Below are 18,535 nucleotides of genomic sequence, written 5' to 3'. Positions count from 1 at the left end.
CGTCCCGGGCCCGCTGCTCACGCCGGACGATCGTCTCGGGGGCCTTCACCCGCGCGGGACGCGCCGGCCGGAACACCACGCGCGCGGACAGCCCGCCGGGGCGCGGGACGGCCGTCCAGAGCGCCCTGTTCGCGGAGGGACCGTCGAAGGGGCCTCGCCCGCGCGGGACGACCATCCCGGTCTGCCGCCCACGCGGGACGACGATCCGGGGCGGCTCGCGCGCGCCACGCGGGACGGCCGTCCGGGGGTGCCTCGCTGGCGGGTCGGTGGGGGACGCGGGGAAGTGGCCGGCCGGGTGGGGGCCCTCCGCTCAAGGGGTGCCCCACCCGGCCGGGGTGCGCCGCCCCCGTCCCCACGGTGCGGCGCGCACAGGCCACCGTCCCGTCATCCCGAGGACGGTGGCCTGAGTCTCAGGTCAGGCCCAACGCGGGCAGCACGGCGGCCTCCACGAACCCGACGAGATAGGCGGAGTCGGCGTACTGGCCGGTCAGCACGGGCCGGATGCGCAGCACGCCGAACATCATGGCGGGCACGTACTCCAGCGCCGGGTTGTCCGCGCGTACCTCGCCGCGTTCGACCCCGCGCCGCAGCATCTCCCGGAGCGCGGCGATCTCGGGGTCGACCAGTGCCTCCCGCAGCACGCCCTTCAGTTCGTGGTCGGCCGTGATGGCATGGCCGAGCGACTGCAGCAGCCGGGTGTCCTTGCCGGACCAGTCGCCCGCGGCGTGCGCGGCCTCGCGCAGGTCGTCCGCGAGCGATCCGGTGTCGATCCCGCCGAACCGCACCCGGCTGTTCGCACGCAGCGCCGCCGCCACGAACCGGGGTTTCGTCTTCCACTGCCGGTAGAGCGTGGACTTGCTGCACCGTGTGCTGGCGGCGACGCCCTCCATGGTGACGGAGTCATAGCCGCATTCGCGGATCTGTTCGAGCACGGCGTCGAAGAACTCCCGCTCACGCTCGGGCGTGATCTTGGAGCGGCGCGAGGCGGCGACCGTCTCCGGTCCGTCCGCGGCCTGCGACGTCATGCGCTGCTCTCCTCACTCCTCGGCCCGCTCCCGGGGCTGCGCTCGAAGGGCGGGTCCACCATCTGTTCCCAGTGTGTCGCACATCAATCGATACGTCAGTGTACCGGTACACGGGCGTATCGGTACACTGTCGTTTCGGTACGCGTACGTATCGATGAGTCCTGGCCGGGGGTCCGGGGCTTCGCACCGCCACACGCACGACCGTCAGCGAAAGGGCCGGGGGATGAATGCCCGAACCGAGCCTGCAGAAGCGGAGCCGGACTCCATAGCCCGGCCCCCGCTCGTCCGTGAGTTCCTGCTCGTCGCGGGGCTCTTCCTCGTGTACAAGGTCGGCCGGCGACTGGCCACGGGCCACACGGGCGAGGCCTTCCACAACGCCCACCGCGTCTGGGACCTGGAACGGACACTGCGCCTGCCCGGCGAGGGCGCCGTGCAGTCCGCACTGCTGCACGGCGCCCCGCTCGTCCACCTGGCGAACGCCTATTACGCGACGGTCCACTTCCCGGCCACGCTGGCCTTCCTGGTCTGGCTGTATCTGCGGCGTCCGGCGCACTACCTCTGGGCCCGCCGGGTGCTCGCCGCGGTCACCGCCGCCGCCCTGGTGCTGCCCTTCACGTTCCCGCTCGCCCCGCCGCGCATGCTGGCCGCAACCGGCCTGGTGGACACCGCCCGCCTCTACGGACCGTCGGTGTACGGCCCGCCGTCGAGCGACCACCTGTCCAACCAGTTCGCGGCGATGCCGTCGCTGCACTTCGGCTGGGCCCTGATGGTGGCGATCGGGCTGATCGCGGCGACCCGCTCGCCCTGGCGTCGGCTGTGGCTGCTGCACCCGCTGATCACCCTCTTCGTGATCGTCGCGACGGCCAACCACTACTGGCTGGACGCGATCGTCGCCGCGGCCATGCTCGGCCTCGCCCTCGCCGTGATCCCTCGCCCACGGCGCGGCACCGGGACGGCGGGCCGCGTCATCCGGCGCTCCGTGCCGAAGGAGCGGGTCCTGGCGGGAGCGGACCGATGAGTTCCGCCCTGGTCGCCGTCGCCCTCTCCCTGGTCTCCGCCGTCGCGTACGCGGCCGCCGCGGTCGCGCAGGAACGGCTGGCCGCCCGCGGCTCCGGTGCCGGCCTGCTGCGGCTGCTGGGCACCGGCGCGTGGTGGATGTCGGTCGGGCTGAACGGGGGCGCCGCGGCGCTGCACGTGGCGGCCCTCACATACGGTCCGCTGACCGTCGTGCAGCCGCTCGGCGCGCTCACCCTGGTGGCCGCGGTGCCGATGGGGGCCCGGCTGGCGGGGCGGCGGGTCGGCGCCGCCGAGTGGCGGGGCACCGCCCTGACGCTGCTCGGACTCGCGGCGCTGCTGGTCACGGCGTCCGGACCGGCGCCGCACCGGGTGCTGTCCCTGACCGAGGCGCTGGCGGTGACCGGTTCGACGGCCGCCCTGGTCGGCGTGCTGGCCAGGCCCGGCGCCCGGCCGGGCCTGCGGCACGCGACGGCCTCCGGCGTCGCCTCGGGCGTGGCCTCGGCGCTCACCCAGACGGTGACGGTGGCGGCGACGGACCGCACGGGACCGGTGCTGAGCCCGCCGGTGATCGTGGTGGCGCTGCTGGTGGCCGCGTTCGCCACCGGCGGGCTGCTGCTCTCGCAGACCGCCTACCGGGACGGCCTGGGCGCGCCGCTCGCCGTGGTGACGCTGGCCAATCCGGTGGCCGCCGCGGTGATCGGCCTCGCCCTGCTCGGGCAGGGCCTCAGGGGCGGCGTCGGCGGTGTGCTGCTGGCGCTGGCCGGGGCGGCGGTGGCGTCCTGGGGCGTGGTGGTACTGACCCGGGTGCCGCGGCCCGTCGCCGCCCAGGCCGGGGCGCACCCGGTGGCCGTGGTGCTGGCTCTGGAGCCGCGGACCGGCTCGGCCGAACCGCCCCTCGCAGCCGGTCGCCCGGATCCCGGACACCTCACCCCCCTGTCGGGAGGGTCAGCCGAAGCCCCGTGAGTCCTGCTTGAGCGCGGTGTCGACGGTCAGGGCCGTGGCCACCACAAGGCTCAGCAGGGGCTCGGGGAGCTGGTAGTGGATCTGCAGGACGTAGTTGTCCGCGGTCGTGAACATCGTCTTGGCGAGCCCTTCCCAGGTCTTGGTGATCCGGGCCACCTCGTTGTCCGCGTGGTCGACGATCGCGAAGTTCCAGGCCCGCCAGTTCTCCGCCTTGATCGCGCCGACCTGCCGGCCGTCCGCGGTCATCGCGAAGTTGATCTTCCCGATCATGTTCTGCTGGACGATCTCACCGACCGGTGAGCCGTCCGGGCGGGTCACGACCACCCGGGACTTGAAGACCTTCGCGGGCCGGGTGAGCACCAGCTGGGGCTGCCCGTGGGGGTCGCGGATCTCCAGCCGGTGCGTCATGAACTGGTCGAGACTGGAGACGAAGCGCAGGACCTTCTTGAGGGCGCTCTGCCCGACCTCGACCACGGCGCCGAGGTCGCGGCCGTGCTGGTCCATGACCTTGTACTCGTTGGTCAGCTCGATCAGCTTGGCCTTCTGGTTCACCACCAGCACCGGCTCGGTGAACAGCGTCCCGCCGCCGGCGGCGCCGCCCGCGACCCCGGCCTGCTGCTGCACCTGCTGCTGGACGCGCGGGTCGGCGGCGGGCTGCTGCGGCACCGAGGACTGCGGGGCGACCGCCTGCTGGACGCCCCGCTGGTCCGGATTGGTGTGGTCGGTCCATTGCGCGCCGTCCCAGTAACGGAGCGTCTGGGGCGCTCCGTGCGGATCGGGGTACCAGCCCGCGGGTGTGTTCGATTGCGTGGTCACCGGGGCACACTACCCCGATCCCACCGGTACCCGGCCGGTCCGTCCGTCGCGGCCGTCATCCGGGCGTCACTTCGCGCCGATCGCCGGATCGCTGACCCCGGGGCGTCCGTTCTCGACATGTCCGGCGAACCCGCGCAGGAAGCCCGGGGCGGCCTCGGACGTCACGGTCAGGTCGTACCAGCGCCGGCTCGCCGAGAGGTCCACGGTGCGCCGGACGGTGGCCCCGGCCCGCACCGTCACCGTCCACGGCTTGCCGCCGTACCCGTCGGCGACCTTCAGCCGCACCGTGCCGGAGCCCTTGTTGGTGAAGGTGAGCTGTACGTCGTCACCGAGGGGCCGCACGGTGACCTCGCATCCCGCGCTCCTGCCGGGGCCCTTGAACACGCGCAGGAAGCCGTTCGGGCCGTGCACGGTCAGATCGTACGAGCCCTTAGAGTACGCCGAGTTCCAGGTGTCGGCGACGGACGTGCCCGTCCCGGTGGTGTAGGTCCAGGGTCCGTCGGTGCGGTTGCCGGAGGTGACGAGGAAGGCGGCGCCGGCCCGCGCGCCGGAGGCGAAGCGAAGCGTGAACTTCCCGGCCGCCGGATCGGCCGAGCCGTCCACCACGGGGGCGTAGCCGAGCGGGCGGGTGGGGCGCAGGCCGCGCTCCTGTCGCGGCAGCGCCTGGTCGGCGGGCGGGGTCGGCACATAGTCGGGGTGCCGGTCGCGGTCGGGCGGCAGATAGCCGTCGGTGGCGGGCAGGGCGACCGGCCGGGTGTCCCTGCGGGAGAAGTCGAAGGCGGCGGTCAGGTCGCCGCAGACCGCGCGCCGCCAGGGCGAGATGTTCGGCTCGTGCACGCCGAAGCGGCGCTCCATGAACCGGATGATCGAGGTGTGGTCCAGGGTCTGGGAGCAGACGAAGCCGCCCTTGCTCCACGGGGAGACGACCAGCATCGGCACCCGCTGGCCCAGCCCGTAGGGTCCGGCGACATGGCCGCCGTCGCCCTTGAACAGGTCGAGGCCGGCGTCGACGGTCGACTTGCCCTGCGCGGCGGAGGCCGGCGGGAACGGCGGGACCAGGTGGTCGAAGAAGCCGTCGTTCTCGTCGTAGGTGAGGAACAGGGCGGTCTTCGACCACACCTCGGGGTTCGAGGTGAGGGCGTCGAGGACCTGGGCGATGTACCAGGCGCCGTAGTTCGCGGGCCAGTTGGGGTGCTCGGTGAACGCCTCGGGGGCGACGATCCAGGAGATCTGCGGCAGGCCGCCGGACGCCACGTCCGCCCGCAGCCGGTCGAAGAAGCCCTCGCCCTTACGGGCGTCGGTGCCGGTGCGGGCCTTGTCGTACAGCGGGTCGCCGGGCTCGGCGTTCTGGTACTGCTTGAAGTACAGCAGCGAGTTGTCGCCGTAGTTGCCGCGGTAGGCGTCCTCTATCCAGCCCCAGCCGCCCTTCGCGTCGAGGCCGTCACCGATGTCCTGGTAGATCTTCCAGGAGATCCCGGCCCGCTCCAGGCGTTCGGGGTACGTCGTCCAGGAGTAGCCCGCCTCGTCGTTGCCGAGGACCGGGCCGCCGCCACGGCCGTCGTTGCCCGTGTGGCCCGTCCACATGTAGTAGCGGTTCGGGTCGGTCGAGCCGATGAACGAGCAGTGGTAGGCGTCGCAGACGGTGAACGCGTCCGCGAGTGCGTAGTGGAAGGGGATGTCGTCCCGGGTGAGGTACGCCATGGTCGTGGTGCCCTTGGCCGGCACCCACTGGTCGTACCTGCCCTGGGCGAGGGCGGCCTGTGTGTCGTTCCAGCCGTGCGGCAGGTCCTGGATGAAGGCGAGTCCCAGGTCGTCGGCGTCGGGATGGAAGGGCAGGAGGTCCTTCTTGCCGTCCGACTGGTACCAGACGGGCCTGCCGTCGGGCCGCGCCACCGGGCGCGGGTCGCCGAAGCCGCGCACGCCGCTGAGCGAGCCGAAGTAGTGGTCGAAGGAGCGGTTCTCCTGCATGAGGACGACGATGTGCTCCACGTCCTCGACCGAGCCCGTGCGGTGGTTCGCGGGCAGTGCGGCGGCCCGCTGGATGCTGCCGGACAGTGCGGTGAAGGCCGAGGTGGCGCCCGCGAGTTGGAGGAATCTGCGCCGGTTGACTTCAGGCATGGGAAGGAACCTCTCATCTCTGGCGCACGGGACGTCAGGGGCGTGACGGAAGGTGCGCGGTGCGAGTGTTCCAAGAGCGGCGAACGTCAGGGAAGGGCGTGATGGCGTCGACGTGAAAGTCGGCGGTACAGGCGAGAGCGGTCCCCCGACGCCTCCAACCGGCCCACAGCCCGGACCAGCCAGCGCCCCTGTGGGCCGTCATGGCCGGGCCGACGAGGCGTCGGCCCGGCCGCGGTGCGCTTGCGCCGGGCAGCAGCCGGCTTGCCCCGCCGCTGTGGGTGTCACGCCCCGGGTCGGCGAGCCGCCGCGGTCCGGGAGCCGAGCGCACTCATCGGTGTCGTCTGGGTCCGGGGCCGGAGCGGCCGTACTCGCCGGGCGGCTGACCCGGCGGATCGCGGTGCTGCGGGAGCCGGGGGTCGGGGCGGATCGGACGGGGCGGGGTCGGACCGGGTGTGCGACGGTTTGGGGCCGGGCCGCACGGTGCTGGTGCGCGGCCCGTGCGACCGGTGGCTCAGGTGTGCAGCCAGGCCGTCGTGTCCTGGGGCAGTCGGCCCTCCTCGTCCAACGGGCCGCTGGTGAGCAGGAGTTCGCTGTGCGCGGGCAGGTCGGCGGGGGCCGCGGCGAGGTTCACCACACAGGTGGCGCCCTGCGCGCGGGTGAAGGCGAGGACGCCCTCGGGGGCGGGCAGCCAGGTCAGCGGGCCGTGCCCGAAGGCGGCGCGCAGCCGGATCGACGCACGGTAGAGGGCGAGCATCGAGGCGGGGTCCCGCTGCTGCCGGTCCGCGGCGTGGCCGGCCCAGCCGGCCGGCTGCGGCAGCCACGGCTCCTGCCGGGATCCGAAGCCCGCGTACGGCGCCTCGGCCGCCCAGGGCAGCGGCACCCGGCAGCCGTCGCGGCCCGGGGCGGTGCCGCCGGAGCGGAAGTACATCGGGTCGTCGATGCGGTCGACCGGTATGTCCGCCTCGGGCAGGCCCAGTTCCTCGCCCTGGTAGAGGTAGACCGCGCCGGGCAGGGCCAGGGACAGCAGCGCGGCGGCCCGGGCGCGCCGGGTGCCCAGGGCGAGGTCGGTCGGGGTGCCGAACGCCTTGGCGGCGAAGTCGAAGCCGGTGTCGGCACGGCCGTAACGGGTGACGGTGCGGGTCACGTCGTGGTTGCACAGCACCCAGGTGGCCGGGGCACCCACCGGGGCGTGCTCGGCGAGCGTCGTGTCGATCGAGTCCCGCAGCCGCCCGGCGTCCCAGGGGCAGGCCAGGAAGGAGAAGTTGAAGGCGGTGTGGAGTTCGTCGGGCCGCAGGTAGCGGGCGAAGCGCTCGGGGTCGGGCAGCCACACCTCGCCGACGAAGACGCCGTCGTAGGCGTCGGCGACGGACCGCCAGGAGCGGTAGATGTCATGGAGTTCGTCGCGGTCGACGAACGGGTGCGGGTCCTGCCCCTCGGTGAGGTCGGGCAGCGCGGGGTCCTTGGCGAGCAGGGCCGCCGAGTCGATGCGGACACCCGCGACGCCCCGCTCGAACCAGAACCGCAGGATGTCCTCGTGTTCCTGACGGACCGCCGGGTGGGCCCAGTTGAGGTCGGGCTGCTCGGGCGTGAACAGGTGCAGGTACCAGTCGCCGTCGGGCAGCCGGGTCCACACCGGTCCGGTGGAGCCGGCGAACTGGGACGGCCAGTCGTTGGGCGGCAGTTCGCCGTCTTCGCCGCGCCCGGGCCGGAAGTGGAACAGTTCGCGCTCGGGGCTGCCCGGTGGCGCGGCGCGCGCGGCAAGGAACCAGGGATGCTGGTCGGATACGTGGTTCGGTACGACGTCGACGATGGTGCGGATGCCCAGTTCCCGGGCCTCCGCGATCAGCTTCTCCGCCTCCGCGAGGGTCCCGAAGGCCGGGTCGATGGCACGGTAGTCGGCGACGTCGTAGCCGCCGTCCTTCAACGGCGACAGGTACCACGGGTTGAACCACAGTGCGTCCACGCCGAGTTCGGCGAGATAGGGGAGCTTCGCGCGGACTCCCGCGAGGTCCCCGGTGCCGTCCCCGTCGCCGTCGGCGAAACTGCGCACATAGACCTGGTAGATGACGGCGGAGCGCCACCAGTCGGTCTGTTCGCGGGCCTGGGCGGGCTGTCCCACAGTACGTGCCTTTCTGTCGAGGGGGCCGTGTCAGCCGTTGGTGCTGCCGGCGCTGATCCCGGCGGTGATGTGCCGCTGGAAGACGAGGAACAGGGCGACCGTGGGAATGCCGGCGATCACCATGGCGGCGACCGGCGCGCAGATCGAGGCCACGCGAGGACCGGCAGCCGGATCGCGAGGGGGTCGTTGAGCAGGCTCGTGTGGATCAGCGGCAGATCGGCGACCGTAGCGGGGCAGGCGCGGCGGAAGCCGGTGCTTGACATCGGTGGACCCTCTGGACAGGAGTTGTGGCCGCCGCACACTCAATCACCGGTGACAGATCTTCGCAAGAGATTGCGCAGAATCTGTAATTACTCGACAGCACGACAGGATCTGTTGGATCTCAGGCACGCGGTGCTTGCGCGGTGGAGCCGCGGACCACCAGTTCCGGTTCGAACAGCAGCTCGTCGGCCGGTACGGAGGTGCCGCCGATCTGCGCGTTGAGCAATTCGACCGCGGCCCGGCCCATCGACTCGATGGGCTGGCGGACCGTGGTGAGCGGCGGTTCCGTGCAGTTCATCAGCGCGGAGTCGTCGTAGCCCACGACGGAGACCTGCCTGGGCACGTCGAGCCCCTTGCGCCGTGCGGCCCGTACGACACCCAGCGCGAGCGGGTCGCTGGCGCAGATGAAGCCGGTGACCCCGCGGTCGATCAGCTTGGCCCCGGCCGCGTGACCGCCCTCGATGGAGAAGATCGCCCGGGCCACGTGTGCGTCGGGCAGTTCGCCCACGAGGGCGCGGACGGCCGCTAGCTTGCGCGCCGACGGAACGTGGTCGCCCGGCCCGAGCACCAGGCCGATCCGCTCGTGCCCGAGGGAGGCCAGGTGCCGCCAGGCCTGCTCCACGGCGACCGCGTCGTCGCACGACACGCCGGGGAAACCGAGGTCGTCGATGGCCCCGTTGACGAGCACCACCGGGATGTTGCGGTCGGCGAGCCGCCGGTAGTGGTCGTGCGGCGCGTCCGCCTGAGCGTACAGGCCGCCGGCGAACACGACGCCGGAGACCTGCTGTTGCAGCAGCAGGTCGACGTAGTCCGCCTCGGAGACCCCGCCCTTGGTCTGGGTGCACAGCACCGGGGTGAGCCCGAGCTGGGCCAGCGCGCCCCCGATGGTCTCGGCGAACGCCGGGAAGATGGGGTTCTGCAGCTCGGGCAGGACGAGGCCGACGAGCCGGGCCCGTTCACCGCGCAGCTGGGTGGGCCGCTCGTAGCCGAGGACGTCGAGGGCGGACAGCACCGCCTGCCGGGTGGCCTCGGAGACTCCGGGCTTGCCGTTGAGCACCCGGCTGACCGTGGCCTCGCTGACCCCGACCTTCTTGGCCACTTCCGCAAGTCGTCGCGCCATGCCCGCAAGGCTAACGCAAGTCACGCAAGCCGCTTTCATAGGAGTCCCACGCGAACGCCCCGCCCCGCCGCGGGTGTGCAGCGCGGCCGCCGAGCAGGCCGCGCTCCGGCCGGGACTACAACTGCGGGTTGCCGGAAAGGAGTTGGTCTCCGGTGTCGGCTTCATCGCCGCGCCCGGCCTGCCGGACGACGTACCCGCCTGGCTGGAGTGGTGCAGACGACCACCGAGGGGGAGGTACGGCCGCTCGCGTTGTTGCTCGACCCGGAGCGGTCGGCGTACACGGACCACACACACGGGTACTGGTTCGCGCTGCCCCGGGACACCGGGCTGTGGGCCGTGGTCGGGCCGTACGTCGACCACCTCTGCTCCGACGAGTACGTCCTCACCCTGTCCGCGCCGGTGGCCGACCGGTTGGCGGGCGTGGCCGCGGCCGACGTGTGCCCGCGCGACGTCGAGGCCGCCGCGCTCCCCCTGCTGCGCCGGCCTCCGCGGACCCGGCCCATCTGGGCGGACCCCTCATCAGGGGGCTCGACTTCGCGGCCGCCCTGGAGCGGGCGCGGGCCGAGCGGTACGTCGCGACACGGCTGGTGCCCTGCCGTGACGTGCCACTGGTGCCGGCCGTGACGGCGGACGGCGTGAGGATGGGTTGAGCCGCCGGACGGCGTGAGGGTGGGTTGGGCCGGCGCCTGGTAGACCCGCCCGGCGCCGTCGGCGACCTGAACGCCGGCGGTGCCGGGTCAGGGCTCCGGGGTGGGTACGACGGTCAGATGGGTGGCCGTGCGGGGGGCGCGGCGCGGGCGGCGCGCGGTGACCGCCGGGCGGCGGGAGTCGCGCAGCACGAGCGTGAGACGGGTGTAGCCCAGTTCCCGGAGGGTCTTCGGGGTGTCGTTCACGATCCGGCAGTCGGTGGCGCCCCAGCGCGGGTCCGGGTGCAGCAGCGGGCGGATCGCGCCGTCGTGCTCGGCGGCCCCCTCGCCGACCGCGCGGATCCAGTGCGGCAGGCCCTGCCGGAAGGCCGCCTCCATGATCGGGTCCTGGGCGATCTCCCGGCGGATCGCCTGGAGTCCGTGGTCATGGGCGTACCGCTCCAGGGCGCACTTGAACTGGGCCAGCATCGGCAGGCCCCAGCTCGACTCGTGCTCCCTGAGGACCGTGCCCGCGTCGGGGTGGAACAGGACGAAGCGGAGGAAGTTGTCACCGGGCATGGCCGTGGGATGCGGGCCGATCCCGCGGAAAAGCGTCTCGAATGCGCCGTTGGTGAGGACCACGTCCCAGCGGCGGTCCACGACGAGGGACGGGAACGGGACCGATTCGAGGAGTGTGGCGTAGTCCTGGAGGTACGCCTGGGCCTCGCGGCTCTCGGGGACCGGCCGCGGCGTCGGCCGCTTCCCACCTGCCTGATATGCCATCGGGAGGTCACCCCTCTTGCCTATGCGGCCTTCACGCGGCGATGTGATCCTGCTGCCCCGACGACAGCCATGTCAACTATCGTGGCATTTCGGGGCCATTGACGGCTGAAATTGGCCACAGTTGTGGCGAGACCTGGATGTGGGTTCGAGGCACGGGCTACCCTCCGGGAAGTTCACGGCAATCTCTGGTGACAGGGCACTGAATCCCTTGAGAGACGTAGGAGTTCTGTCGGTGACGGATGGCTACGAGGATCCGGGCGCCGCGGCGACCGCCCAGCTGCCGGCCGTCGTCGCCCGCGTCACCGCGCTCGCCGACCGGCTCGGCGTGCCGCACCCCGAAGTCTTCGACGTCGGGCGGCTCTCCGTCGCCTGCGGCGTCCCCGAGCCCGTCGTCAGGGCCCTGCTGAGCGGCCGGTGCGCGGGCGAACCCGATGTGCAGGCCCGCTTCCTGCAACGCCTGGACCTGTTGCGCCGCACCCGGCTCAAACCCAACGGACGCAAGTACACCCAGCAGGAGATCGCCGACGGCGCGGGCATGTCCCGGCAGCAGGCCGGCGCCCTCATCAACGGCGACCGCCGGCCCACCATGGAGCACTGCGACGCCCTCCAGCGCTTCTTCCGCGTGCACGCCGGATTCCTCACCGCGGAGGACCCCGAGGCCGTCGCGGGCGCCCTCCAGCGCGCCGAGCAGGAACTGCTGCAAAAGCTCGCCGACCGCGAGCGGCAGGCGGCCGAGGCCGCCGCGGACCCGCTGGAACGGCTGCTGCAGGACCACGGCGTGCGGGGCATCGCCTGGCGCGCCGCGCAGCTGCCCACCGACCAGCACCGGGACAAGGTCGCCGAGTGGCTGGACATGCTCCTGGAGAGCGTCAAGCGGCCCGAGTCGTGAGCCGGGGGAGGAACGTGGGCATCGGCAAGGACATGCGGCGGCTGTGCGGGGCGCTGATCGGAGAACTGACACTGCCCGCGCCTGCCCGTCCGCAGGACCTTTACACCGCGCTGTGCGATGCGATGAGCCGCCGCCGCGGCCGCCCCGTCCACTTCCGTACGGCCGTCTTCCCGGCCGGGACGGCCAGCGGGCTGTGGCTGGACATGACGGACCAGGACCTCATCGTGATCGAGGAACGCACCGCGCCCGGCCACCAGTTGGTGATCCTCGGCCATGAGCTGTGGCACATGCAGGCCGGACACCGCGGCCACGTGGTCGGCGGCGCGGCCGTGACCGCACGGCTGCTCGGCGACGGCGACAGCCTCGGCGACGCCGGCCGGGCCGCCCTCCAGGCGGCGGTGCACCGGGTCGCCGCACGCACCCGTTTCGACCTCCACGACGAGCGCGAGGCCGAGACCTTCGGCCTGCTCCTCGCCAGCAAGTGCCGTACGTGGCTGACGGGTTCGGCGCTGCGCGGCCCCGTGCAACGCGACCACCTGGCGGGCCGGATCGAGGCGTCCCTGGGCTACCGCGGCCCGCAGGGCTGACCCCACCGCCGCACGGCCCGCGGCGGGTCCCACCGAGGTTCCGGCTCGGCCGAGCGGGCGACAACGGGTGTGGCCGGACGGCGTTGTCAGTGGTGGACGGCAAGCTGGAGGGGCGCCGCCGCCACGCGCGGCGTACGCGCCGTCCTGGCGCGGGACCGCAGAGCCGACCCGGGGAGAGCCGACCGATGCCCACCGCCGTACTGACCGACCGCGAGCGCACCGCCGTACAGGCCTATCTCCGGCTGCTCCATACGGTGCGCGCGGCCTTCGACGGCCCACCGGACGGCGGCCTGCCGTTCCTGGTCCCACCCCATGTGCTCGCCGAGGCGGAACAGGCGATGACGGACGCGGGGCTCGCCGGCAACGAGGAGGCGTTCTTCCGGCTGCTGCACACCTGGTGCCCGCGGCCCTGAGGAGCGGCGGCGCCCGCGCCGCGCGGGTCGCGGCCCGCCGGGCGTCTCGGTGACACCGCCCGCCGTCCGGACCGGCGTCGACGGCGGGCGTCCGGACGGCGGGTTGCGGGTTGCGGGTTGTGCAAGAACCGACACCCGGCATGGGGGAATCCGTAACACGCGCGTTGCAGACGGGCCTCCGGAAAGCCGTATGATCGCCCCAACATCACCGTCCCGATCTCCCTCGGCACGGGCGGTTCGGTGTCCCTCCCACCACCTTGCCCGGGCACGGGCCGCTGCGCCCTGCCCGAAAACCCCGAAAGGCGGCCTGCATGCTCTCTCGCGTACGCGTCTGGCTCAACCGCACGTACGCGGAGAACGTGTTCTTCGTGGATCAGCTGCGCAGAAATCCGAGCGACCGCGCGGTCGAGATCCATGCCACGCACGGGGACGCCGACTCCCCCGTGCTCGCCGCCGCCGACACCGCCGACCTGGAACCCGAGGGCCTGTCCCCGGCCGGGTACGTCGAGTACGCGCTGGACCAGTGCGCCCGGCGCGGCATCGACGTGTTCGTGCCCCGGCTGCACCAGGCGGCGATCGTGGCGCACCGCGCCGAGTTCGAGGCGGCCGGTACGGCGCTGCTGGCGCCGACCCCGCAGGCGATCGCCGTCTTCGAGGACAAGGCGACCGCCTACGAGGCGGTCCGCTCGGTGGGGGTGCCGGTGCCCCCGTTCCAGCGGGTCCGGACGGCCGACGAACTCATCGCCGCCGTCGAGGAGTTGGAGGCGGGCGGGCACACGGCCTGCTTCAAACCGGCCGCCGGCGCCGGCGGGGTGGGCTTCCGTGTGATCACCCGCAGCCCCTTCTCGCTGCTGCACCTCGGCGGGTTCCCCGGGCCCTACATCCAGTTGGACCTGGTCGTCTCGGCGCTCCGCCGGGCCGACCAGCCGGTGGACTGGCTGGTGATGCCGCGCCTGGAGCAGCCGGAGGTGTCCGTGGACTGCCTGACCGGGCCGGACAACCGGGTCCGGCTGGCCGTCGGCCGCACCAAGAACGGCCGCCGTCGCGGGTTCACGCTCCAGGAGCAGTGGCTTGAGCCGGCCCGGCTGATCGCCGAGGGCTTCGGGCTGCACCATCTGTCCAACATCCAGTTCCGGATGTACGGCGACCGGCCGGTGCTGCTCGACGTCAACACCCGGCCCGCGGGCGGCCTGTACCAGCTGTCCCTGTGCGGCATCAACGCCCCTTGGGCGGCGGTGCAGTTGGCGCTCGGGGAGGATCCCGGCCAGATCGTGCCGCCGTTCCTCGGGCAGGACTACACGGTTATGTCGGGGCCGCGTCCGGTGCGGGCCGTTCCGGTCGACCGGCAACGGCCTGAGGAGACCGAGCCGTTGCCTCCGGCGGTTTCCGCGGCCGTGGCACTGCCGCTGGGCTGAGCACGCGGTTCCCTGCGGGGCGGGGCGGTAGCGCTCCGGCGGTGGGGGTGTCAGCGGGGTCCGGCGGGTGCGGCTGGGTTGTGGTTGCTCGCGCAGTTCCCCGCGCCCCCTGACGGGGCCCGCCCGATCCTGGTGGGGTGCGGGGCGTAGTGGGTGGTTGTGGGAAGTCTCCGGAGATGGGAAGTCTCCGGAGAGCGGGGCCGGACGGCGCTTACTTGAGGTAGGCCAGGCCGGGATGGACCTCGGTGTATCCCTCCACCAGCCTGCGGGCCACGTTGACCGAGTCGACCAGCGGATGCAGCGCGAACGCCGTCACGGCCCGCGCCCGGGAGCCGGACTCGGCGGCGGACAGTACTTCGCGCTCGACCGCCTTGACGGCGCAGACCAGGCCGGTGGCGTGCGTGGGCAGCGGGTCGACGGCGACCGGGTGGGCGCCGTTCGCGTCGACCAGGCAGGGCACCTCGATGACGGCCTCGGCGTCCAGCACGGACAGGGTGGCGCGGTTGCGGACGTTGAGGATCAGGGTGGTGCGTTCGTCCCGGGCGATGGCCCGCATCAGGGCGAGGGCCACCTTCTCGTACCCGCCGGACAGATCGTCGGCGTCGCGCTCGCCCGCGCCCGCCGTCTCCCGGTTCTCGGCCATGTACGTCGCCTCGCGCTCGGCCCGGGTGTGTTCCCAGGCCGCGAGGGCCGCGGTGGCCGGGTCCTTCGCCCGTGCGTAGAAGCGGGCCTGCTGGTCGCGGAGGAAGGCGCCGCGGGTCTGCCGGGCCTCCTGGTAGGCGCGGACGGTCTCCCGGTTGAAGTAGTAGTAGTGCAGGTACTCGTTGGGGATCGCGCCCAGCGACCTGAGCCAGTCGGCGCCGAACAGCTTGCCCTCCTCGAACGAGCCGAGCAGCCGGGGGTCGGCGAGCAGGCGCGGGAGTTCGTCGCGTCCGGCGACGCGCAGGCCGCGCACCCAGCCGAGGTGATTGAGGCCGACGTAGTCGATCCACGCCTGCCGCGGGTCGGCGCCGAGCACACGGGCGATGCGCCGGCCGAGGCCGACCGGTGAGTCGCAGATGCCGATGACGCGGTCGCCGAGGTGGCGGGACATCGCCTCGGTGACCAGGCCGGCCGGGTTGGTGAAGTTGATGACCCAGGCGTCCGGGGCCAGCCGGGCCACCCGGCGCGCGATGTCCACGGCGACGGGGACGGTGCGCAGGCCGTAGGCGATGCCGCCCGCGCCGACCGTCTCCTGGCCGAGGACGCCCTCGGCGAGGGCCACCCGCTCGTCGTCCGCCCGGCCCGCGAGGCCGCCGACGCGGATCGCGGAGAAGACGAAGTCGGCGCCGCGCAGCGCCTCGTCGAGGTCGGTGGTGGCGCTCACCTCGGGTGCGCCGGGCACCCCGGCGGCCTGTTCGGCGAGCACCCGGGTCACCGCGGACAACCGTGCGGCGTCCAGGTCGTGCAGTACGACACGGGTGACCCGGCCCGGTGCGCGGTCCGTCAGCAGCGCCCCGTACACGAGCGGCACCCGGAATCCTCCGCCGCCGAGAATCGTGAGTCTCACACCGTCACCTCTTTCGCCATCAGCACCTCGACCCCGGCATCCTGCAACGCGGAGCGGGTCACCGTGTCCACCGGCGCGTCGGTCACCACCAGGTCCAGGTCCTCCGCGCCGCAGACCTTCGCCGTTCCCGTGCCGGGGAACTTCGCCGCGTCGGCGAGCAGCACGATCTTGTCACCCGCCCCGATCATGGCCCGCTTGACCGGCACCTCGACCAGCGTCGTGTCCATCACCTGGCCGCCCGGCCGGATTCCGCTGGTCCCGAGGAAGAGCCGGCCGGCGTGCAGTCGGCGCAGGTTGTCCTCGGTGAGGATGCCGACCAGGGAGCGGTACTCGCGGCGCGCCATGCCGCCGAGCAGCACCGACCGGCCGTCCCGGACGAGCGCCGCGGCGCGCTCGGCCATGGCGTCCTTGGCGGGCAGGCGCACCTCGGCGACCTCGGCGAAGGGCTTCTCGCCCGCCTCGGCGACGGCGCCGCCGTGCACCCGGGTGAGCAGGCCGTCCTCGTCCGGTTTGAGCAGGTCGCGCCGGATGGTGGCGGGGCTCACGCCCAGCTGCTCGGACAGATCGGTCACGGCCGCGGGACCGCCGGAGCGCAGGGCCCGCAGGCCGCGTTGACGTCGTCGTTCTGCCGGCACGACGCGCACAGTACTCGTCATCTTCAATCGTTTCCACGCGCAGTGCTGCTCGGACATCGAGCACGTCGCCCTGCGCGTGGCCCCGCCCGGCCCGGCCTTCCCCGGCGTCCCGGGGCGTCGTGCCGCGGCGCGCCCCGGGACGGGACTACGTGGCTGGAAGGCAGACAAGCACACGCTCTGTCAGAGGTGCACTCCGCTCGTCATGTGTCACGCCACGCCTCTCAGCTCTTCCTCCGCCCCCTCGGCGTTCGGAGTTCAGGCCCGAACAACGGGCAGGTCGATATAGCAACCGGCGAGGCCACGACGAAAGTTGAGGAGAGGCGGCGCGCCGTCGGCGGGCACATGGGCGAACCTGGTCTTGTTGCTCCCGGCGAGACATACCCTCAGGCGGTACCCCTTCGGGAGCCGAGCGGAGATGGGCTGCAAGGCGAAATCCAAGGTGGCGGGCTTGCCCGGAGTGAGTGGTTCGGCGTCGCGTTCCAAACAACTGTGCTGAGGTCCCAGCGCGTCGAAGGGGGAGTCGGCCCACACCTTCCGGTGCAGGGCGCGCAGCTGGCCTTCGGTGAGATAACAGGACACTCCGTCCGGCCTCACGGCTTCGAGGTACACGAAGAAGTTTCCGTCCTCGCGGGTGGAGGTGATGTTCAGGTGGACGACGGGATGTCCGGTGATCTCAAGGTCACGCGTCAGCGGCTCGCTGGTGTACGCAAGCCGAGCGGCGTCGAACTGTCGCCGATCTCCATAGTTCACTTTTGTACTGCTGGTGCTGGTCCATCGGTCGGCGGGGACATCCCCCAGTTCGGGGTCGACCTGGAACGAGTCGAAGCCCGTCTTGCCAGGCGAGGAAGTCAGGCGGAAGCCGCTTGCCATGTACCAGCGGCGGCGGATGGCCGGAGGCGGCCACGAGCGGGTCCATTTCCACGCGCCCTCCCCGAGAGTGTAGTAATGGAGGACCTTGCCTTGCTCACGGGCGGCCTGGCCGTTGAGGCACAAGTCCGCGAAGTGCATGACATTTGCCTTCTGTGTCGCCACTGTTGGAAGGATCGCCTCGTTGTCAGGACGGAGGGGGTCATACGGCTTGTCGTAGCCATGGGGCCACGGGCCGATGATCACGCTCATCGGATTTGACATCTGCACGAAGCGGCGGGCCGCCCCTTCCGGCGTGGCGGCATCGAACCAGCCGGCCCAGTACTGGGTTGGGGTGCCGGAGCGAGAGGCCTTGTCCGCGAATTCCTGGATGTACCCCTCAAGCAGGGAGGCTCCTGCCCAGGTTGTGGGCCGATCGTCTCGGAACGTTATCTGCTTCAAACCCTCCCAGAGAGGGGCTGCTGTGTGCTCACGCACGGCTGCCTCGAGGTCCGCCTCGCCGTCCGCTCCGACGGGACGAACTCCCGGGGAGCCGATATTGTGGTCCTGGTCGTAGATTCCTTTGCTCCAGGCCGGCCAAGTGACGGTGCTGGGCACTCCGTTGGGGAAGATGGTTTCATAACCGTCGTAGTCGTCAGACTCCGGGATGATGCCTTTCAATGCCGGATTGCCGTGCACCGCCATGAATTCCGCCATGTTGCCGGGGGAGGAATGGCCGTAGCCGACCACGCTGCCCGTGGACCAGGGCTGTGCGGCGATCCAGTCCAGCACTTCGCTGAAGTCCTTTACTTGAGCGAGTGAACGCTCATGGAGCGACACCCCGAATGAAGCGCCGGTGCCGCGACAGTCTCCCACCACCACGGCATACCCGTGTGGAACGAACAGTTCGGCCATCGAGTTTGACGGCTGACCCTTTCTGCCGCGCCAGTAGCGCGTCATCACCAGAATGGTGCCGCGCTTGGTGTTGGCGTCGTCACCCGCTGGGCGGACGATATCCAAGGCGATCTTCACGCCGTCGCCCATCGTCACATAAACCGATTCCAGAGGGCCGACTTTATGCGGCAACGTAGCTTCGCCACGGAGATCGAATCGGAAAATGGAGTCTGGCGTGGGTGTCGCTGTGTTTGGCGCGTCTGCCGCGTGGGCGACATTCCTCGGCACAAGGAGCGTGCCGGACGCGGCGACCGCGCTGCCTCGAAGCAGCCAGCGGCGAGAGATGCTCATACGGTTCTCCTAGGTTGAGACGGGATTGCCGTGACGGTGGAGCCCCTGCTGTGCCGATGGGGACTTGTCGCGCTCCAGAGCCGTTGATTCGGTGGTAAATGCCCACGC

16 protein-coding genes and 1 pseudogene are annotated in these 18,535 nt (G+C 72.0%); 7 read left to right on the top strand and 10 right to left on the bottom strand.

Translation table 11 applies throughout. The annotated features are described in order from the left end of the window. Nucleotides 1–410: 410 nt before the first annotated feature. The gene (locus ABT245_RS27000; RefSeq protein ID WP_351737889.1) at nt 411–1,025 is read right to left on the bottom strand and encodes a TetR/AcrR family transcriptional regulator; all 615 of its coding nucleotides are present in this window, start codon (nt 1,023–1,025) and stop codon (nt 411–413) included. A gap of 223 nt (nt 1,026–1,248) precedes the next feature. Here ABT245_RS27000 and ABT245_RS26995 point away from each other — a divergent pair, with 223 nt between their 5' ends. Both ABT245_RS26995 and ABT245_RS26990 read left to right on the top strand, forming a co-directional pair. Continuing rightward, nucleotides 1,249–2,043: a phosphatase PAP2 family protein gene (locus ABT245_RS26995; RefSeq protein ID WP_351737886.1), complete on the top strand. Its 795-nt coding sequence runs from the start codon at nt 1,249–1,251 to the stop codon at nt 2,041–2,043. Then, entirely contained in the window at nt 2,040–3,005 is a 966-nt protein-coding gene (locus tag ABT245_RS26990; RefSeq protein ID WP_351737884.1) for a DMT family protein, read from the top strand. The genes ABT245_RS26995 and ABT245_RS26990 overlap by 4 nt, the downstream gene beginning before the upstream one ends. Here the strand turns inward: ABT245_RS26990 and ABT245_RS26985 are convergent. From ABT245_RS26985 to ABT245_RS26965, 5 genes and pseudogenes are all read right to left on the bottom strand, one after another. Continuing rightward, entirely contained in the window at nt 2,988–3,821 is an 834-nt protein-coding gene (locus ABT245_RS26985; RefSeq protein ID WP_351737882.1) for an LURP-one-related family protein, read from the bottom strand. The genes ABT245_RS26990 and ABT245_RS26985 overlap by 18 nt on opposite strands. A gap of 66 nt (nt 3,822–3,887) precedes the next feature. Beyond that, nucleotides 3,888–5,939 carry a phosphocholine-specific phospholipase C gene (locus ABT245_RS26980; RefSeq protein ID WP_351737879.1) on the bottom strand — a complete coding sequence of 684 codons (2,052 nt, stop codon included), beginning with the start codon at nt 5,937–5,939 and terminating at the stop codon, nt 3,888–3,890. A gap of 511 nt (nt 5,940–6,450) precedes the next feature. Then, entirely contained in the window at nt 6,451–8,058 is a 1,608-nt protein-coding gene (locus ABT245_RS26975; protein WP_351737876.1) for a glycoside hydrolase family 13 protein, read from the bottom strand. Between the two features lie 30 nt (nt 8,059–8,088). Continuing rightward, a pseudogene (locus tag ABT245_RS46185) lies at nt 8,089–8,190 on the bottom strand (carbohydrate ABC transporter permease); the annotation flags it as partial. 250 nt (nt 8,191–8,440) lie between these two features. Beyond that, a complete protein-coding gene (locus ABT245_RS26965) occupies nt 8,441–9,439 on the bottom strand; it encodes a LacI family DNA-binding transcriptional regulator (RefSeq protein WP_351737873.1) in 999 nt (332 codons plus the stop codon). 210 nt (nt 9,440–9,649) lie between these two features. On the opposite strand from ABT245_RS26965, the gene ABT245_RS26960 reads away from it, so the two are divergent. Then, nucleotides 9,650–10,063 (top strand): PDC sensor domain-containing protein, encoded by a 414-nt coding sequence (locus ABT245_RS26960; RefSeq protein WP_502982200.1) that lies wholly within the window; start codon nt 9,650–9,652, stop codon nt 10,061–10,063. 113 nt (nt 10,064–10,176) lie between these two features. On the opposite strand, the gene ABT245_RS26955 is transcribed toward ABT245_RS26960, so the two are convergent. After that, entirely contained in the window at nt 10,177–10,848 is a 672-nt protein-coding gene (locus tag ABT245_RS26955) for an MmyB family transcriptional regulator (protein ID WP_351737870.1), read from the bottom strand. 232 nt (nt 10,849–11,080) lie between these two features. Here ABT245_RS26955 and ABT245_RS26950 point away from each other — a divergent pair, with 232 nt between their 5' ends. From ABT245_RS26950 to ABT245_RS26935, 4 genes are all read left to right on the top strand, one after another. Next, on the top strand, nt 11,081–11,737 hold the full coding sequence (locus tag ABT245_RS26950; protein WP_351737868.1) for a helix-turn-helix domain-containing protein: 657 nt from the start codon (nt 11,081–11,083) through the stop codon (nt 11,735–11,737). Between the two features lie 32 nt (nt 11,738–11,769). Then, complete coding sequence (locus ABT245_RS26945; protein WP_351737994.1) at nt 11,770–12,324, top strand: toxin-antitoxin system, toxin component; 555 nt, start codon at nt 11,770–11,772, stop codon at nt 12,322–12,324. 185 nt (nt 12,325–12,509) lie between these two features. Beyond that, the gene (locus ABT245_RS26940) at nt 12,510–12,737 is read left to right on the top strand and encodes a hypothetical protein (protein ID WP_351737865.1); all 228 of its coding nucleotides are present in this window, start codon (nt 12,510–12,512) and stop codon (nt 12,735–12,737) included. Between the two features lie 311 nt (nt 12,738–13,048). Beyond that, nucleotides 13,049–14,152: an ATP-grasp domain-containing protein gene (locus ABT245_RS26935; RefSeq protein WP_351737863.1), complete on the top strand. Its 1,104-nt coding sequence runs from the start codon at nt 13,049–13,051 to the stop codon at nt 14,150–14,152. 211 nt (nt 14,153–14,363) lie between these two features. On the opposite strand, the gene ABT245_RS26930 is transcribed toward ABT245_RS26935, so the two are convergent. The 3 genes from ABT245_RS26930 to ABT245_RS26920 all read right to left on the bottom strand — a co-directional run bounded on the left by ABT245_RS26930 (nt 14,364) and on the right by ABT245_RS26920 (nt 18,427). After that, the gene (locus ABT245_RS26930; RefSeq protein WP_351737860.1) at nt 14,364–15,701 is read right to left on the bottom strand and encodes a 6-phospho-beta-glucosidase; all 1,338 of its coding nucleotides are present in this window, start codon (nt 15,699–15,701) and stop codon (nt 14,364–14,366) included. Continuing rightward, complete coding sequence (locus ABT245_RS26925; protein ID WP_502982199.1) at nt 15,698–16,357, bottom strand: DeoR/GlpR family DNA-binding transcription regulator; 660 nt, start codon at nt 16,355–16,357, stop codon at nt 15,698–15,700. The genes ABT245_RS26930 and ABT245_RS26925 overlap by 4 nt, the downstream gene beginning before the upstream one ends. Nucleotides 16,358–16,591: 234 nt before the next feature. Next, complete coding sequence (locus ABT245_RS26920) at nt 16,592–18,427, bottom strand: CocE/NonD family hydrolase (RefSeq protein ID WP_351737855.1); 1,836 nt, start codon at nt 18,425–18,427, stop codon at nt 16,592–16,594. Nucleotides 18,428–18,535 lie beyond the last annotated feature (108 nt).

The organism is Streptomyces sp. NPDC001508 (assembly GCF_040298665.1).
Lineage (GTDB): Bacteria > Actinomycetota > Actinomycetes > Streptomycetales > Streptomycetaceae > Streptomyces.
The sequence above is the reverse complement of the archived record's forward strand: the minus strand, read 5'-3'. Positions and strand labels throughout refer to the sequence as shown.

Excerpts from the sequence above, each read along its gene's own strand:
- ABT245_RS26945 (WP_351737994.1), top strand. The coding sequence starts at position 11,770 with ATGCGGCGGCTGTGCGGGGCGCTGATCGGAGAACTGACACTGCCCGCG.
- ABT245_RS26920 (WP_351737855.1), bottom strand. The coding sequence starts at position 18,427 with ATGAGCATCTCTCGCCGCTGGCTGCTTCGAGGCAGCGCGGTCGCCGCG.
- ABT245_RS26965 (WP_351737873.1), bottom strand. The coding sequence starts at position 9,439 with ATGGCGCGACGACTTGCGGAAGTGGCCAAGAAGGTCGGGGTCAGCGAG.
- ABT245_RS26925 (WP_502982199.1), bottom strand. The coding sequence starts at position 16,357 with ATGACGAGTACTGTGCGCGTCGTGCCGGCAGAACGACGACGTCAACGC.
- ABT245_RS26935 (WP_351737863.1), top strand. The coding sequence starts at position 13,049 with ATGCTCTCTCGCGTACGCGTCTGGCTCAACCGCACGTACGCGGAGAAC.
- ABT245_RS26980 (WP_351737879.1), bottom strand. The coding sequence starts at position 5,939 with ATGCCTGAAGTCAACCGGCGCAGATTCCTCCAACTCGCGGGCGCCACC.
- ABT245_RS27000 (WP_351737889.1), bottom strand. The coding sequence starts at position 1,025 with ATGACGTCGCAGGCCGCGGACGGACCGGAGACGGTCGCCGCCTCGCGC.
- ABT245_RS26995 (WP_351737886.1), top strand. The coding sequence starts at position 1,249 with ATGAATGCCCGAACCGAGCCTGCAGAAGCGGAGCCGGACTCCATAGCC.
- ABT245_RS26955 (WP_351737870.1), bottom strand. The coding sequence starts at position 10,848 with ATGGCATATCAGGCAGGTGGGAAGCGGCCGACGCCGCGGCCGGTCCCC.
- ABT245_RS26940 (WP_351737865.1), top strand. The coding sequence starts at position 12,510 with ATGCCCACCGCCGTACTGACCGACCGCGAGCGCACCGCCGTACAGGCC.
- ABT245_RS26990 (WP_351737884.1), top strand. The coding sequence starts at position 2,040 with ATGAGTTCCGCCCTGGTCGCCGTCGCCCTCTCCCTGGTCTCCGCCGTC.